The 16,514-nt window shown below is 69.3% G+C and carries 11 protein-coding genes and 2 riboswitches; of the genes, 8 read left to right on the top strand and 3 right to left on the bottom strand.

The features are described from left to right. The first annotated feature begins 4 nt into the window (after positions 1–4). The 4 genes from K3U93_RS12525 to mbtN are packed head-to-tail and all read left to right on the top strand — an operon-like array spanning position 5 to position 4,494. Positions 5–1,453: a GuaB1 family IMP dehydrogenase-related protein gene (locus tag K3U93_RS12525; protein ID WP_083009625.1), complete on the top strand. Its 1,449-nt coding sequence runs from the start codon at positions 5–7 to the stop codon at positions 1,451–1,453. A 45-nt stretch (positions 1,454–1,498) separates the two neighbouring features. Next, positions 1,499–1,753: a mycobactin biosynthesis acyl carrier protein MbtL gene (gene mbtL / locus K3U93_RS12520; protein WP_083009627.1), complete on the top strand. Its 255-nt coding sequence runs from the start codon at positions 1,499–1,501 to the stop codon at positions 1,751–1,753. Next, a complete protein-coding gene (gene mbtM / locus K3U93_RS12515; RefSeq protein ID WP_083009628.1) occupies positions 1,746–3,308 on the top strand; it encodes a long-chain-fatty acid--ACP ligase MbtM in 1,563 nt (520 codons plus the stop codon). Before mbtL ends, mbtM begins: the two co-directional genes overlap by 8 nt. A 1-nt stretch (position 3,309) precedes the next feature. Beyond that, positions 3,310–4,494, top strand: coding sequence for a mycobactin biosynthesis acyl-ACP dehydrogenase MbtN (gene mbtN / locus K3U93_RS12510; RefSeq protein ID WP_083009629.1), 1,185 nt, complete (start codon positions 3,310–3,312; stop codon positions 4,492–4,494). Here mbtN and K3U93_RS12505 read toward each other — a convergent pair. Beyond that, positions 4,461–5,084, bottom strand: a complete 624-nt coding sequence (locus K3U93_RS12505) for a GNAT family N-acetyltransferase (RefSeq protein ID WP_083009630.1) — start codon at positions 5,082–5,084, stop codon at positions 4,461–4,463. The two genes, mbtN and K3U93_RS12505, sit on opposite strands and share 34 nt — an antisense overlap. A gap of 265 nt (positions 5,085–5,349) precedes the next feature. Between K3U93_RS12505 and K3U93_RS12500 the strand changes: the two genes are divergently transcribed. From K3U93_RS12500 to K3U93_RS12485, 4 genes are all read left to right on the top strand, one after another. After that, a complete protein-coding gene (locus K3U93_RS12500) occupies positions 5,350–6,720 on the top strand; it encodes a hemolysin family protein (RefSeq protein WP_083009631.1) in 1,371 nt (456 codons plus the stop codon). Next, positions 6,717–7,769 (top strand): hemolysin family protein, encoded by a 1,053-nt coding sequence (locus tag K3U93_RS12495; RefSeq protein WP_083009632.1) that lies wholly within the window; start codon positions 6,717–6,719, stop codon positions 7,767–7,769. The genes K3U93_RS12500 and K3U93_RS12495 overlap by 4 nt, the downstream gene beginning before the upstream one ends. A gap of 242 nt (positions 7,770–8,011) precedes the next feature. Beyond that, on the top strand, positions 8,012–10,216 hold the full coding sequence (locus K3U93_RS12490) for a malate synthase G (protein ID WP_071512269.1): 2,205 nt from the start codon (positions 8,012–8,014) through the stop codon (positions 10,214–10,216). Between the two features lie 99 nt (positions 10,217–10,315). Then, positions 10,316–12,364 carry a substrate-binding domain-containing protein gene (locus K3U93_RS12485; protein WP_083009633.1) on the top strand — a complete coding sequence of 683 codons (2,049 nt, stop codon included), beginning with the start codon at positions 10,316–10,318 and terminating at the stop codon, positions 12,362–12,364. Positions 12,365–12,474: 110 nt separating this feature from the next. Here the strand turns inward: K3U93_RS12485 and gcvP are convergent, their stop codons facing one another. Further along, entirely contained in the window at positions 12,475–15,309 is a 2,835-nt protein-coding gene (gene gcvP / locus K3U93_RS12480) for an aminomethyl-transferring glycine dehydrogenase (RefSeq protein WP_083009634.1), read from the bottom strand. A gap of 42 nt (positions 15,310–15,351) precedes the next feature. Beyond that, positions 15,352–15,479, bottom strand: a riboswitch (glycine riboswitch). Beyond that, a riboswitch (glycine riboswitch) is annotated at positions 15,480–15,577 on the bottom strand. A 110-nt stretch (positions 15,578–15,687) separates the two neighbouring features. Next, positions 15,688–16,314: a MerR family transcriptional regulator gene (locus K3U93_RS12475; protein WP_071512272.1), complete on the bottom strand. Its 627-nt coding sequence runs from the start codon at positions 16,312–16,314 to the stop codon at positions 15,688–15,690. Positions 16,315–16,514 lie beyond the last annotated feature (200 nt).

Raw genomic sequence — 16,514 nt, 5'->3', positions numbered from 1 at the left:
ACCATTGAGGTTTCTGGATGGGCATAGACCCGGATACGACCTGACCTACAGCGACGTTTTCATCCTGCCGAACCGCTCGGAGGTCGCGTCGCGGTTCGACGTCGACCTGTCCACCGCCGACGGCTCGGGCACCACCATTCCGGTCGTGGTCGCCAACATGACCGCGGTGGCCGGCCGGCGGATGGCCGAGACGGTGGCCCGGCGCGGGGGCATCGTGATCCTCCCGCAGGATCTTCCGATCACGGCGGTGCGGCAGACGGTGGAGTTCGTCAAGAGCCGCGACCTGGTTCTCGACACCCCGGTGGTGCTGGGGCCAGACGATTCGGTGTCCGACGCGACCGCGCTGATCCACAAGCGCGCGCACGGCGTCGCCGTCGTGGCCTTCGAGGGCCGCCCCATCGGTTTGGTGAGCGAATCGTCCTGCTTCGGCGTGGACCGCTTCACCAGGGTGCGCGACGTCGCCGTGCGTGACTTCGTCACCGCCCCGGTGGGCGCCGAGCCGCGCAAGGTCTTCGACCTGCTCGAGCACGCGCCGATCGGCGTCGCGGTGGTGACCAACGCGGACGGCACGCTGGCGGGGGTGCTCACCCGCACCGGGGCGATCCGGGCGGGTCTGTACACCCCGGCCACCGACGCACGCGGGCGGCTGCGCGTCGGTGCGGCCGTCGGCATCAACGGCGAGGTGGGGGCCAGGGCCCGGTCCCTGGCCGAGGCCGGCGTCGACGTGCTGGTCATCGACACGGCCCACGGGCATCAGGTCAAGACGCTGGATGCGATCAAGGTGGTCGCAGAGGTGGTCTCCGGGCTGGGCCTGGATGTGCCGCTGGCAGCCGGCAACGTGGTGTCGGCGGAGGGCACCCGGGATCTGCTCGGCGCTGGGGCGACCATCGTCAAGGTCGGTGTCGGGCCGGGCGCGATGTGTACCACCCGGATGATGACCGGTGTCGGTCGCCCGCAATTCTCCGCTGTGGTCGAATGCGCTTTTGCCGCAAGGGAACTCGGGGGGTACGTGTGGGCCGACGGCGGGGTCCGGCACCCGCGGGACGTGGCGCTGGCGCTGGCCGCTGGGGCGTCGAACGTGATGATCGGGTCGTGGTTCGCCGGCACCTACGAGTCGCCCGGGGACCTGATGCGCGACCGCGACGACCAGCCCTACAAGGAGAGCTACGGCATGGCGTCCAAGCGCGCGGTGGTGGCCCGCACCGGCGCCGACACCGCGTTCGACCGGGCCCGCAAGGCGTTGTTCGAGGAGGGCATCTCGACGGCGCGGATGGGCCTGGACCCCGACCGCGGCGGTGTCGAGGACCTGATCGATCACATCATCTCCGGCGTGCGCAGCACCTGCACCTACGTCGGCGCCTCGAACCTGGCGGAGCTGCACGAGCGGGCCGTGATCGGCGTGCAGTCGGCGGCGGGCTTCGCCGAGGGGCATCCGCTACCCCTGGGTTGGTAAGCGACTAGGCTAGCCTTGCCTAAGTAAATGCTAACGTATGTCGCCATGACCTCCTCGCAGTCCACCGTCAGCACCGTGTTGCGGAGCATCTTGCGCGACGACCTCAACGTCGACATGGCCCGAGTGACCCACGACGCCAGGCTGGTTGACGATGTCGGGCTGGATTCCGTGGCCTTTGCGGTCGGCATGGTGGCCATCGAAGAGCGGCTCGGGGTCACGCTGTCCGAGGAGGAACTCCTGACCTGCGACACGGTCGGGGACCTGGAAACCGCGATCGCCGCGAAGTACTGCGATGGCTGAGCTTGCCGCGGCGCTCACGCGGTCGATGCGGACCGGCACCGGCGACCTGGTCGTCCTCGACCGCGAGGCCGGGGAGTGGCGCCACCATCCCTGGCCCGAGGTGCAGGGGCTGGCCGAGAACGTGGCCGCCTGGCTGCTTGATCACGACCAGCCCGCCGCGGTCGGGCTCGTCGGCGAGCCGACGGTCGAGTTCGTCGCCGCGATCCTGGGGGCATGGCTCGCCGGGGTGAGCGTGTCGATCTTGCCTGGACCGGTGCGCGGCGCCGAGGGACAGCAGTGGGCCGAGGCGACGGCGAGCCGTTTCGCCGGGATCGGGGTGCGGACCGTTCTGGGCCAGGGTGCGCCGCTCGAGGGACTGCGGTCGCTCGAACCGGCCGGCGTCGCGATGGAAAGCCTCGCCGCGGCGGCGCGCCCGCAACGCTCGACACCGGATTTGCCCGTCGCAAGCGACCGTCCCGCGGTCCTGCAGGGCACCGCGGGATCCACGGGCGCGCCCAAAACCGCCATGCTCTCACCCGCCGCGGTGCTGGCCAATGCGCAAGGGCTCAACCAGCGGCTGGCCGTGGGCACCTCGGCCGACGTCGGCTGCTCCTGGCTGCCGCTGTACCACGACATGGGACTGACGTTTTTGGTCTCGGCGGCCTTGGCCGGGCTGCCGATATGGCTGGCTCCGACCGCCGCGTTCGCCGCATCGCCGTTCCGGTGGTTGGGGTGGCTCTCGGAAAGCCGGGCGACGATCACCGCGGCGCCCAACTTCGCCTACAACATCCTCGGTAAATACGCGCGCCGCGTGTCCGACGTCGACCTCGGCAACCTACGGGTCGCGATCAACGGCGGCGAGCCGATCGACTGCGACGGGCTCGAGCGGTTCGCGGAAGCGATGGCGCCGTTCGGATTCGACGCCGGGGCCATGACACCGTCCTACGGGCTTGCCGAGTCGACGTGCGCCGTCACCGTTCCGGCGCCGGGCACCGGGCTGCGCTTCGACCGCGTCACCGACGAAACCGGCCCGCACCGGCGCGCGGTCCTGGGCGACCCGATCCGCGGCACCGAAATCCGGATCTCGCCCGACGGGCGGGACGCGGAGACCGGGATCGGTGAGATCGAGATTCGCGGTGCGTCGATGATGGACGGCTACCTGGGCGGTCAATCCATCGCCCGGGACGGCTGGTTCCCGACCGGCGACCTGGGCTACCTCGGCGACGGGGGCCTCGTGGTCTGCGGGCGGGCGAAGGAAGTCATCTCGATCGCGGGTCGCAACATCTTTCCGACGGAGATCGAACTGGTCGCGGCTCAAGTCCGCGGGGTGCGGGAGGGCGCCGTGGTCGCGTTGGCGACCGGCGAACGTTCCGCGCGGCCCGGCCTGGTCGTCGCCGCCGAATTCCGGGGGCCGGATCGGGCGGCCGCCCGCGCCGAAGTGATCCAGCGCGTCGCATCCGTGTGCGGCGTCGTCCCATCCGACGTCGTCTTCATGTCACCGGGGTCGTTACCCCGGACCTCGTCGGGCAAATTACGCCGCCTGGACGTGCGGCGTTCGTTGGAGGCGGTGGACTGAAATGACGACGACAACCGAGACATCGGGGGCATCCGAAACCGGCCTCGACGGCTACCGCGCCCGGCTCTCCGACGCCTTCAACGCGCGGGTGTTGGAGTGGACGGCCGAAGCCGAAGCACGGCAACGCTTTCCGCGAGAACTGATCGAACACCTGGGGGCCTGCGGCGTCTTCAGCGAGAAATGGTCGACGGGTCCGCTCCCCGACGTCGCCAAGCTGATCGAACTCGCTTTCGCGCTGGGTCGGCTGGCTTCGGCTGGCATCGGTGTGGGCGTCAGCCTGCACGACTCAGCGATCGCCATCCTGCGCCGGTTCGGCAAGTCGGACTACCTCAAGGACATCTGCGAGCGGGCGATCCGCGGCGACGCGGTGCTGTGCATCGGGGCCTCGGAGGAATCGGGCGGATCCGATCTGCAGATCGTCGAAACTGAGATCCGTTCCCGCGACGGCGGTTTCGACGTGCGGGGGATCAAAAAGTTTGTGTCGCTTTCCCCCATCGCCGACCACATCATGGTCGTGGCGCGCAGCGTCGACCACGACCCGTCCAGCAGGCACGGCAACGTCGCGGTGATAGCCGTGCCGACCGCCCAGGTCAGCGTGCAGCCGTCCTACAACAAGGTGGGTGCGGCGCCGCTGGACACCGCCGCGGTGCATATCGACACCTGGGTGCCGGCCGACGCGCTGGTCGCCCGGGCCGGCACCGGGCTGGCCGCCATCAGCTGGGGCCTGGCGCACGAGCGGATGTCGATCGCCGGGCAGATCGCGGCGTCATGCCAGCGCGCGATCGGAATCACCTTGGCCCGCATGATGGTTCGACGCCAGTTCGGCAGCACACTGTTCGAGCACCAGGCGTTGCGGCTGCGCATGGCCGACCTGCAGGCCCGCGTCGACCTGCTGCGGCACGCCCTGCACGGGATCGCGGCCCAGGGGCGGCTGGATCTGCGCGTGGCGGCCGGGGTCAAGGTGACCGCGGCGCGGCTGGGCGAAGAAGTGATCTCCGAGTGCATGCACATCTTCGGCGGGTCGGGCTACCTCGTCGACGAAACGCCGCTGGGCAGGTGGTGGCGCGACATGAAACTCGCCCGCGTCGGCGGCGGCACCGACGAGGTCCTGTGGGAATTAGTGGCCGCCGGAATGACACCCGACCACGACGGCTACGCGACGCTGATCGGACGCTCGAACGCGTAAAGCGCCATCCGCCGGTTGGGTGCGTCGTGCTCGCCGAAGAACTTGCATCCGACGTACTCGCAGAGCCGGCGGGCGGCGGTGTTGCGGTGATCGGGGTCGAACATGATCCGGCCGCACCGCGGCTCCACGGAGAACACGCTGGCCACGATCCGCGGCAACAGCAGCGGGCCGAAGCCCCGGTTAACCAGGCGCGCGTCGGCGATGGCCGCGTGCAGCCCCAGGTCGTAGGGGTCGGCATCATAATGGCGGGAAATCAAATCCTTTGCGCTCCAATATAATTCGAGGTAGGCGCGATCCACCCCGCGCATGCTCCCGATAAGCGGCAGCGAATAGGTTCCGTCGAGTTGCGCGCCCAGGTGCTGCTGCCATCGCGCCGGCGGCCAGTCGTATTCCCAGGCCGTCGCCAGGTGCGGACGGTTCATCCACTCGGACACCATCTCCGCGTCCGAAGGCTCGGCGATGCGCAACCCATAGGGCGGATCGAGCGAGGGGGCCGGCGGCCGGGCGACATGTCGTATCGCGTCGGGCAGATCGAAGCGCTCGCGCGGAAGGACGGGCATCGACGAGGTCTTGGATGAGGCTTCGCCCATAGTTCGCAAAGCCTACCGGAGCCCCAGGAGTAAGGTTAGGCAAGCCATACTCGTGCGCGGCCGGCCGCCGGGCGTTTCCCGGCCTTTGTGGACCGAAGCGGTCGTTGATCCGGCGGCGACAAGCCGGCGATACCATAGGGCAGCAAAGACGGAAGCAACCGCGTCCGCTCCGGTACCCAGGCAGCGAAAGGATCGACGTGCCGCCCGATGCGGAGCCTCCTCCAGCGAGGCGGCCGTCGCGATCGGCCCCGCGGCGGGGTGACCCATGAACGTCACCGTCACCGTGATCAGCGTGCTGGCCATCGCGCTGCTCATGTTCGGCAACGCGGTCTTCGTCGCCGCCGAATTCTCGCTGACCGCCCTGGACCGCAGCATCGTCGAGGCCAACGCCCGCCGCGGCGGGCGCCGCGACCGCTTCATCCTGCGCGCCCAACGCAGGCTGTCGTTTCAGCTCTCGGGCGCTCAATTGGGCATCTCCACCACCACCCTGGTGATCGGCTACCTGACCGAACCGATGACGGCCAACCTGCCGCATCCGTGGTTGGACGCGCTCGGGATGTCCGACCCGGCGGGCGATGCGATCATGGCGTTCCTCGCGCTGGTGATCGTGACGTCGGTGTCGATGGTGTTCGGCGAGCTGGTGCCGAAATATCTCGCGGTGGCGCGCCCGCTGGCCACCGCCCGCGCGGTCGCCGGGGCGCAGCTGCTGTTCTCGGTGCTCTTCACGCCGGCGATCCGCCTGACCAACGGCGCGGCCAACTGGATCGTCCGCGAACTGGGCATCGAGCCCGCCGAGGAGCTGCGGTCGGCCCGGTCACCGCAGGAACTGCTGTCGCTGGTGCGCACCTCGGCGCGCAGCGGCACCCTGGACGCTGCCACCGCGGCCCTGGTGCGGCGATCGTTGCAGTTCGGCGCCCTGACCGCCGAGGAACTGATGACGCCGAGGTCCAAGATCGTGGCGCTGCAGACCGACGACACCATTGCCGACCTGGTCGCCGCGGCCGCCGAGTCCGGTTTCTCCCGTTTCCCGGTGGTCGACGGTGATCTCGACGAGACCGTCGGCATTGTGCACGTCAAGCAGGTGTTCGGGATCCCGGCGGCCGATCGCCCCCGCACGCTGCTGACCACGGTCGCACAACCCGTTCCGGTGGTGCCCTCGACGCTGGACGGCGATGCGGTGATGGCCGAGATCCGCGCCAACAGCCTGCAAACCGCGATGGTCGTCGACGAGTACGGCGGCACCGCGGGCATGGTGACCGTCGAGGACCTGATCGAAGAGATCGTGGGCGACGTCCGCGACGAACACGACGACGCCACCCCGGACGTGGTGGCGGACGGCGGCGGCTGGCGGGTATCGGGCCTGCTGCGCATCGACGAGGTGGCCGCCGCCACCGGCTATCGAGCCCCCGAAGGGCCATACGAGACGATCGGCGGCCTGGTGCTCCGCGAGCTCGGCCACATCCCGGTGGCCGGGGAGACGGTGGAGCTGACCGCGCTGGACCCGGACGGCCTGCCGGACACCTCCGCGCGCTGGCGGGCGACGGTGGTCCGGATGGACGGTCACCGGATCGACGTGCTCGAGCTGAAAGAACTGGGCGGTCACCCCGAAACGGCCGCGCCGCGGGACCACCGATGAACGACACCCTGGGAATCCTGCTGGCGATCGCGCTGATCGGGGTCAACGCTTTCTTCGTCGGCGCGGAATTCTCGCTGATCTCGGCCCGGCGCGATCGCCTGCAAGCGCTGGCCGAGCAGGGTAAGGCGAGGGCCGTCACGGTCATCCGCGCCGGTGAGCAGCTCCCGTCCATGCTGGCCGGCGCCCAGTTGGGCGTGACGGTCGCGTCGCTGCTGCTCGGCCGGATCGGCGAGTCGGCGGTCGCCCACCTGCTGCGGACGACGCTTGGGCTGACCGGTATGCACCCGGCGCTGCTGCGCACGCTGTCGTTCGCGGTCGCGCTGGCGATCGTGGTGACGCTGCATGTGCTGCTGGGCGAGATGGTGCCGAAGAACATCGCGCTGGCCGGCCCCGAGCGCACGGCGATGCTGCTGGTGCCGCCCTATCTGGTCTATGTGCGCGCGGCGCGGCCGTTCATCGTGTTCTACAACCAATGCGCCAACCTGGTGCTGCGTGCGCTGCGGGTCCAGCCCAAGGAGGAACTCGACGTAACCGTCTCCACCGCCGAGCTGAGCGAGATGATCGCCGAATCGGTGTCGGAAGGCCTGCTGGATCGCGAGGAGCACAGCAGGCTGACCCGGGCGCTGCAAATCCGCACCCGGGTCGTCGGCGACGTCGCAGTTCCGCTCGCCGACGTGCGTGCGGTACCGGTGGCCGCGGCGGGGTCGGGGCCGACGCTCCGCGCGGTCGAACAGGCCCTGGCCCAGACCGGCTACTCCCGGTTTCCCGTCGCGGATCTCGACGGCAAATTCGTCGGCTACCTGCACATCAAGGACGTGTTGACGCTCGGCGACGACCCCGAGACGGTGATCGACCCGGGGCTGGTGCGACCGCTGCCGCGGGTTCCCAACTCGCTGCCGCTGGCCGACGCCCTGTCGCGGATGCGCCGCAGCAACAGCCATCTGGCGCTGGTGACCGACAGCAACGGTGACGGTGATGGCGGTGTGATCGCGATGGTGGCGATGGAAGACCTGGTCGAGGACTTGGTCGGCGCCGTGCGCGACACATAGCGCGGCCGCCCGCCGGGCGGACCCGTATGATCTCCCAACGGCTACCAGTCAAAAAGCGCTGGGGCACGGGCTCGCCGCGACGCCGTCGGAGGCCGTCAGAGGCCATCTGAGGCCGTCAGAGGGGGCGTGACCTGCTGTTGCGGGTCGGCCGGATTACGTTCATCGGGCTGCCGGTCGGTAGGCTGACAGCAATGCCTGTTGGGGGCCGGTGAGGTTCTACTTGGCCCATACGGAGGAGAAACATGACTGATCGCGTGTCGGTAGGGAACTTGCGCGTGGCCCGAGTGCTCTACGACTTCGTGAACAACGAGGCCCTGCCCGGCACCGACATCGACCCGGACAGCTTCTGGGCGGGAGTCGACAAGGTCGTCACCGACCTCACGCCGAAGAACCGCGACCTGCTGAACCGTCGCGATGAGCTGCAGGCCCAGATCGACAAGTGGCACCGGCATCGCGTGATCGAGCCGATCGACGCGGAGGCCTACCGGCAGTTCCTCACCGAAATCGGCTACCTGCTACCCGAACCCGACGACTTCACCATCACCACGTCCGGCGTCGACCCCGAGATCACCACGACGGCCGGACCGCAGCTGGTGGTGCCGGTGACTAACGCCCGGTTCGCGCTCAACGCGGCCAACGCCCGTTGGGGTTCGCTCTACGACGCCCTGTATGGCACCGACGTCATCCCGGAAACCGACGGCGCCGAACAGGGAACCACCTACAACAAGGTCCGCGGCGACAAGGTGATCGCCTACGCCCGCAAGTTCCTCGACCAGGCGGTACCGCTGTCGTCGGGTTCCTACGCCGACGCCACCGGTTTCAGGGTCGAGGACGGCCAACTGGTGGTGGCGTTGGCGGAGGGCACCGCCGGGCTGGCCGACCCCGGCCAGTTCGCCGGCTACACGGGCGAGGCGGAGTCGCCGGAGTCGGTGTTGCTGGTCAACCACGGCCTGCACGTCGACATCCTGATCGACCCCGAGTCACCGATCGGCAAGACCGACCGCGCGGGGATCAAGGACGTCGACCTGGAGTCGGCGATCACCACGATCATCGACTTCGAGGACGCCGTGTCCGCCGTCGACGCCGACGACAAGACCCGCGCCTACCGCAACTGGCTGGGCCTGAACAGGGGTGACCTGGCCGCGGAGGTGGACAAGGACGGCAAAACCTTCACCCGGGTGCTCAGCCAGGACCGCCGCTACACCACGCCCGACGGCGGCGAGCTGGTGCTGCCCGGACGCGCGCTGCTGTTCGTCCGCAACGTCGGCCACCTGATGACCACCGACGCGATCGTGGTGAGCGAGGGCGACGAAGAAAAAGAGGTGTTCGAGGGCATCATCGACGCGCTGTTCACCGGCCTGGCCGCGATCCACGGGCTGAAGGCCGGCTCGGACAACGACGGGGCCAACGGGCCGCTGGTCAACAGCCGTACCGGCTCCATCTACGTCGTCAAGCCCAAGATGCACGGTCCCGACGAGGTCGCGTTCACCGCCGAGCTGTTCAGTCGTGTCGAGGACGTGCTCGGCCTGCCGCAGACCACCATCAAGGTGGGCGTCATGGACGAGGAGCGGCGCACGACCGTCAACCTGAAGGCGTGCATCAAGGCGGTAGCGGATCGTGTCGTTTTTATTAACACCGGTTTTCTGGACCGCACCGGCGACGAGATCCACACCTCGATGGAGGCCGGCCCGATGGTGCGCAAGGGCACGATGAAGAGCCAGCCGTGGATCCTGGGCTACGAGGACAACAACGTCGACGTCGGCCTGGCCGCCGGCTTCGCCGGTCACGCCCAGATCGGCAAGGGCATGTGGACCATGACGGAGTTGATGGCCGACATGGTCGAGCAGAAGATCGCCCAGCCCCGCGCGGGCGCCAGCACCGCCTGGGTGCCCTCGCCGACCGCGGCCACCCTGCACGCCCTGCACTACCACCAGGTCGACGTGGCCGCCGTGCAGCGGGAATTGGCCGGCAAGAAACGGACCACGATCGAACAGCTGCTGACCATTCCGCTGGCCAAGGAGCTGGCCTGGGCGCCCGAGGAGATCCGCGAGGAGGTCGACAACAACTGCCAGTCCATCCTCGGCTACGTGGTGCGCTGGATCGACCAGGGCGTCGGGTCCTCCAAGGTGCCCGACATCCACAACGTGGCCCTCATGGAGGACCGCGCCACGCTGCGGATCTCCAGCCAGCTGCTGGCCAACTGGCTGCGCCACGGCGTGATCACCAGCGAGGATGTGCGGGCCAGCCTGGAGCGCATGGCCCCGATGGTGGATCGGCAGAACGCCGGCGACGCGGCGTATCGGCCGATGGCGCCCAACTTCGACGACAGCATCGCCTTTTTGGCCGCCCAGGAGCTGATCCTGTCCGGAACACAGCAGCCCAACGGCTACACCGAGCCGATCCTGCATCGGCGCCGGCGCGAGTTCAAGGCCCGCTTTGGCGCCTGAAACCCGGCTTGTCGTGCGGTATGCGGGTGATGACTAAAATCTGCGCCGGGTCCACCACAGGTCAGGCGATGGTTCGACGGAAAGGCGGCGGGCACCGGTATGGGTAGGCACAGCATGCCCGACCCCGGGGATTCCGTCGACCAGCCGGCCGACGAATACCCCGCCGACGATGCCGATCGTGGCGACGACACCGGCCACCACCACGCGGCGGGATACCCCGAACCGCCGGCCGATTACGGCTACTACTCGGACGAGGACTTCCCCACCGGCGACGAGCCCCACCCCGCCGACGTCGGCGCTGCAGACGAATATCCCGAGTTTCCGCCGCGGCCGGCGGCCGCGGCGGGCTCCGAGCCGCCGGCGCCCCCACCGTCGTTGTTCCGCGCCGGCCACCGGGGCCTTGGCGACTGGCGGGGCGGTCACCGCAGCGACGGCGGGCGCCGGGGAGTCAGCATCGGGGTGATCGTGGCCCTCATCGCCGTCGTCGTGGTGATAGGCACCGTGATCCTCTGGAGCTTCTTCGGTGACGCGTTGTCCAACCGCTCGCACCGGGCCGCCGTGCGCTGCGTCGGAGGCAAGGAGACGGTCGCCGTCGTTGCCGACCCATCGATCGCCGACCCCGTTCAGCAGCTCGCGGAAAGCTACAACTCGTCGGCCGGCCCGATCGGTGACCACTGCATGGTGGTGAGCGTCAAACCGGCCGGCTCCGACGCCGTCCTCGGCGGGTTCATCGGCAAGTGGCCGGCCGAACTGGGCGGCCAGCCCGCGCTGTGGATCCCGGGCAGCTCGATCTCCGTCGCGCGGCTCGCCGCCGCCACGGCCCAGAAAACGATCACCGACAGCCGTTCGCTGGTGACGTCGCCGGTCATGCTCGCCGTCCGGCCGGAACTCGCATCCGCCCTGGCCAACCAGAACTGGGCGGCGCTACCCGGCCTGCAAACCGATCCGAACGCATTGGCCGGGTTGAACCTGCCGGCGTGGGGATCGCTGCGACTGGCGCTGCCGATGAACGGCAACGGTGACGCGTCGTTTCTGGCCGGGGAGGCGGTGGCGGCCGCGTCGGTGCCCGCCGGCGCACCGGCGACACAGGGCACCGGCGCGGTGCGCACGCTGCTGAGCGCGCAACCCAAGCTGGCGGACAACTCGCTGGCCGAGGCGATGAACACGCTGCTCAAGCCCGGTGACGCGGCGACCGCGCCGGTGCACGCGGTGATCACCACCGAGCAGCAGCTGTTCCAGCGCGGCCAGTCGTTGCCGGATGCCAAGGGCACGCTGGGCTCCTGGCTACCGCCCGGGCCGGCGCCGGTCGCCGACTATCCCACGGTGCTGCTCAGCGGCTCATGGCTGACACCGGAGCAGACGTCGGCGGCCAGCGAGTTCGCCCGCTTCATGCACAAACCCGAGCAACTCGCGAAGCTGGCCAAGGCCGGCTTCCGGGTCAACGGGGTCAAACCGCCGAGCAGCCCGGTCGCCCGGTTTGCGGCGCTGCCCTCCGCCCTGTCGGTGGGCGACGATGCGGTGCGCGCCACGCTGGCCGAAGCCATGGCCGCCCCGTCGAGCGGACTGGCCGCGACCATCATGCTCGACCAGTCGATGCCCACCGAGGAAGGCGGAAAGACGCGGCTGGCCAACGTCATCGCGGCGCTCGAGGACAAGATCAAAGCGCTGCCGCCCACCGCCGTCGTGGGGCTGTGGACGTTCGACGGCCACGAGGGTCGCTCGGAGGTGACGGGCGGGCCGCTGGCCGACCCCGTCAATCCCACCGGTGGCCAGCCGCGCTCGGCGGCGCTGGCGGCCGCGTTGGACAAGCAGTATTCGTCGGCCGGCGGCGCGGTGTCGTTTACCACGCTGCGCATGATCTACCAGGACATGCAGACGAATTACCGTGCTGGCCAAGCGAATTCGATATTGCTGATCACGGCCGGACCGCATACCGACCAAACGCTGGACGGGCCGGGGCTGCAGGATTTCGTCCGCAAAAGCGCCGACCCGGCCAAACCCATCGCGATCAACGTCATCGACTTCGGTGCCGACCCGGACCGGGCCACGTGGGAGGCCGTCGCCCGGCTCAGCGGCGGGGGCTATCAGAACCTCGCCACGTCGGCGTCCCCCGACCTCGCCACGGCGATCAACACGTTCCTGAGTTGAGAGCTTGAGCTGAGAGCTTGAGCTGAGAGCGGCCAGCGTAACGCGGCTGCGAAAAACCGCGCCGAGTTTCGCAGTGGCGTTACGTTCGCAAGCGGGGGTGCCCGAGCTCGTTAGGCGAACGCCTCCACCGGCGGGCACGAGCAGACCAGGTGGCGGTCGCCGTAAGCGCCGTCGATGCGACGCACCGGCGGCCACACCTTAGGCCGGAAGTGCGTGCCCAGCGGATAAGCCGCCTCTTCACGGGTGTAGGGGTGATCCCAGTCGGCGACCAGCAGGCACTCGGCGGTGTGCGGCGCGCCGCGCAGCGGGCTGTCGTCCACGGGCCACTGCCCGGCCGCCACTTTGTCGATCTCGCCGCGGATGGCGATCATGGCCTCGCAGAACGCGTCGACCTCGGTCAGGCTCTCGCTCTCGGTGGGCTCCACCATGAGCGTGCCGGCGACCGGGAAGCTCATGGTGGGCGCATGAAAGCCGTAGTCCGCCAAGCGTTTCGCGACATCATCGACGGTCACGCCGGTCGACTTGGTGATGCCCCGCAGGTCGAGGATGCACTCGTGGGCCACCATGCCGTTCTCGCCGGCGTAGAGCACCGGGAAGTACTCGTCGAGCCGGCGAGCAATGTAGTTGGCCGAGGCGATCGCGGTCAGCGAGGCCGTCCGCAGTCCCTCGGCGCCCATCATCCTGATGTAGGCCCAGGTGATCGGCAGGATCGAGGCCGACCCGTACGGCGCCGACGACACCGGATGCCCCCCAGGCAGTTCCGGGGCGTACGGGTGGCCCGGCAGGAACGGGGCCAAATGCGAGCGCGCCACCACCGGACCGACGCCCGGCCCGCCGCCGCCGTGCGGGATGCAGAACGTCTTGTGCAGGTTCAGGTGGCTGACGTCGCCGCCGAACTTCCCGGGCCGGGCCAGGCCGACCAGCGCGTTGAGGTTGGCGCCGTCGATGTAGACCTGGCCGCCGGCGTCGTGCACCGCCGCGCAGATCTCGGCGATGTCGTGCTCGTAGACGCCGTGCGTGGACGGATAGGTGACCATCAACGCCGCCAGCCGGTCGGCGTGCTCGGCCACCTTGGCCCGCAGGTCGTCGAGGTCGACGTCGCCAGCCCGACCGGCCTCGTCGCGGCAGTCGACGACCACCACCCGCAGCCCGGCCAGCGCGGCCGACGCGGCGTTGGTGCCGTGCGCGCTGGATGGGATCAGGCAGACGTCGCGGTGCGGTTCGCCGCGGCTGGCGTGGTAGTCGTGGATCGCCAGCAGGCCGGCGTACTCCCCCTGCGAGCCGGCGTTGGGCTGCAGCGACACCGCGTCGTAGCCGGTGATGGCCACCAGCCAGCCCTCCAGGTCGGCGATCAGCCGGCGCAGTCCCGGGGTGTCGGACGCCGGGGCGAAGGGGTGCAGGCGGGCGAATTCCGGCCAGGTGATCGGTTCCATCTCGGCGGCGGCGTTGAGCTTCATCGTGCACGAGCCGAGCGGAATCATGCTGCGGTCCAAGGCGATATCCTTGTCCGCCAGCGCGCGCAGGTAGCGCATCATCGCCGTCTCGGTGCGGTACTGCGTGAACGCGGGATGGGTGAGGAACTCCGACGTGCGGGTCGCGATATCGCCGCCGACCGGTTCGGCGGCGGCCACGCCAAAGGCCTCCAGCACGATGGCGACGTGGGCGTCGGTGGTGGCCTCGTCGCAGGCCACCGACACGTGGTCGGCGTCCATGCGCCACAGGTTCACACCGTGAGCCTTGGCCGCGGCCAGCACCTCGTCGGCGCGCCCCGGGACCCGCGCCAACACGGTGTCGAAGAACGTGTCGTGCACCAGCGCCGAGCCCAGTGCGGCGGCAATGGTCTCGGCGTGGGCGTGCACGCGGTGGGCGATGGCGGTCAGCCCGTCGGCGCCGTGGTAGCTCGCGTACATCGCGGCCATCACCGCCAGCAGCACCTGCGCTGTGCAGATGTTGCTGGTCGCCTTGTCGCGGCGGATGTGCTGCTCGCGGGTCTGCAGCGCCAGCCGATAGGCCGGCGAACCGTCGGCATCCAGCGACACCCCGACCAGCCGTCCCGGCAGCTGACGGGCGTGCTTGGCGTGCACCGCCAGGTAACCGGCGTGCGGGCCGCCGAATCCCATTGGCACACCGAACCTTTGGGTAGTGCCGAACGCCACGTCGGCGCCGATCTCACCGGGCGGGGCGATCAGCGTCAGCGCCAACAGGTCGGCGCCGACGGCGACCAGCGCGCCGCGGTCGTGCGCCCGCGACACCAGGCCCGCCCAGTCGGTGATCCGGCCACTGGCGCCGGGCAGCTGGGTAATGACGCCGAAGAAGTCGCCGTCGGGCAGGCCGTCACGCAAATCGGCGGTGACGATCTCGATGCCCAGCGGCCGGGCGCGGGTGGCCAGGACCGCCGCGGTCTGGGTGAACAAATCGGAGTCGACGGCCAGCCGGTTCCCTGAGCCACGAGCCGCGCGGTGCATCAGCGTCATCGCCTCGGCGGCCGCGGTCCCCTCGTCGAGCATCGACGCGTTGGCGACCTCGAGGCCGGTGAGGTCGGCGATCATGGTCTGAAAGTTCAGCAGCGCCTCCAGCCGGCCCTGGCTGATCTCGGGCTGGTAGGGCGTGTAGGCGGTGTACCAGGCCGGGTTTTCCATGATGTTGCGCACCAACACCGGCGGCGTGAGCGTGTCGTAGTAGCCCTGCCCGATCATCGACACGGCGACGGTGTTGGCGTCGGCCAGCGCCCGCAGCTCTGCCAACGCCTCGGCCTCGCTGGCGGCCGGCGGCAAGCTGTCCAAACCCGGCGCGGCACTGTCGGTGAGCCTGTCCAGGATGCCCGCCGGAACCGCCTTGGACGCCAGCTCGTCCAGCGAGTCGACACCGATCATGGCGAGCATGGCCGTGACGGCCTGGCTGTCCGGACCGATGTGCCGGGCTGCGAAGGTTGATTGGTCGGGCACGGGCGAAACTCCTGACACGGCAGAGGACTGGCGGACTAGCGGCCCTCTCCCTCTGTCTTCACCCGTTCGCCAGGCGCCTGAGAGATTCGGCGCCGGTTAGTGCCTGAGCGCCTTTCCCCATCGGCGGGTGTGGACCCGCTACGGACCTCCACCGCTTTCCAGAGGCATCGTTAACTCGCGCGGTCCGGGTGCCTGAGAGGTTGACGGAGAGGTATTGCTCCTTCGGCGCCCATGACTGGCAGTCACGGGACTCTCCCGCCCGAGTGCGATGCGTCGCCCAGTCTACCCAGGGCCGGTCCCGCCCCACCGCGAGCGTGCGTGTTTGTGCAGGGACACGCCGTTACGGCTGTACAACTGCGCACGCTCGCGGCCAGAAAATTAGCCGATCTTGCGGTCGCGATGCTTGCGCCGGGAGGCTAGCTCGTCCTCCGGAGCGGCGATCGACTCGCCGCCGTCGGCACGCTCGCAAGGAAAGTCCGCGATAACGCCGGTCAGCTCGCGCATCGCGCCGGACACCGCGATGCCGAACACACCCTGCCCGCCCTGCAACAGGTCGACGACCTCTTCGGCCGACGTGCACTCGTAAACCGTGGTGCCGTCGGAGAACAGGGTGATGTTGGCCAGATCCCCCACGCCGCGTTGACGTAGGTGGTCGACGGCGACCCGGATGTTGTGCAGTGAAATGCCGGTGTCGAGCAACCGCTTGACGATCTTGAGAACCAGGATGTCCTTGAACGAATAGAGCCGCTGGCTACCGGAGCCCGCCGCGCTGCGGATCGACGGCACGACGAGCGACGTGCGTGCCCAGTAGTCGAGCTGGCGGTAAGTGATGCCGGCGATCTGGCAGGCACTCGGCCCGCGGTAGCCCACCAGCTCGTCGGGCACGGAATCGTCGGGGAACAGCCCCGGTTGCACGGGTTCAGCCGGGGCGGCGCCGCCGTGGTCCGTCGTGGCGTCCGCGCGGTCAGCTAGGTCCAGCTGCTCTTGACGTGGCTGCTCGCTCACGGTGGGTTCCTCTCGCCGATCGCGCTCTCGTCACCGGCTGCTTCCGCAGCCGCGTTTGCTCAGGCCCGAGTGCTAGAGAGCTTACGCTGTTTAATAGCTACCGCGCCTTAGTCGTGATCAAAGTATGGCCGCCGCGGGGCTAAGTGGGCGCGCTATCCGCCAGGCGTGTCGTTCCAGATGAGACGCATCCGTGATGTCGC

The sequence above is a fragment of the Mycobacterium malmoense genome (assembly GCF_019645855.1).
In the GTDB taxonomy this organism is placed as follows: domain Bacteria; phylum Actinomycetota; class Actinomycetes; order Mycobacteriales; family Mycobacteriaceae; genus Mycobacterium; species Mycobacterium malmoense.
This window is presented reverse-complemented; position numbering and strand designations above follow the sequence as displayed.

Excerpts from the sequence above, each read along its gene's own strand:
- K3U93_RS12485 (WP_083009633.1), top strand. The coding sequence starts at position 10,316 with ATGGGTAGGCACAGCATGCCCGACCCCGGGGATTCCGTCGACCAGCCG.
- K3U93_RS12495 (WP_083009632.1), top strand. The coding sequence starts at position 6,717 with ATGAACGACACCCTGGGAATCCTGCTGGCGATCGCGCTGATCGGGGTC.
- mbtN (WP_083009629.1), top strand. The coding sequence starts at position 3,310 with ATGACGACGACAACCGAGACATCGGGGGCATCCGAAACCGGCCTCGAC.
- mbtM (WP_083009628.1), top strand. The coding sequence starts at position 1,746 with ATGGCTGAGCTTGCCGCGGCGCTCACGCGGTCGATGCGGACCGGCACC.
- K3U93_RS12490 (WP_071512269.1), top strand. The coding sequence starts at position 8,012 with ATGACTGATCGCGTGTCGGTAGGGAACTTGCGCGTGGCCCGAGTGCTC.
- mbtL (WP_083009627.1), top strand. The coding sequence starts at position 1,499 with ATGACCTCCTCGCAGTCCACCGTCAGCACCGTGTTGCGGAGCATCTTG.
- K3U93_RS12505 (WP_083009630.1), bottom strand. The coding sequence starts at position 5,084 with ATGGGCGAAGCCTCATCCAAGACCTCGTCGATGCCCGTCCTTCCGCGC.
- K3U93_RS12500 (WP_083009631.1), top strand. The coding sequence starts at position 5,350 with ATGAACGTCACCGTCACCGTGATCAGCGTGCTGGCCATCGCGCTGCTC.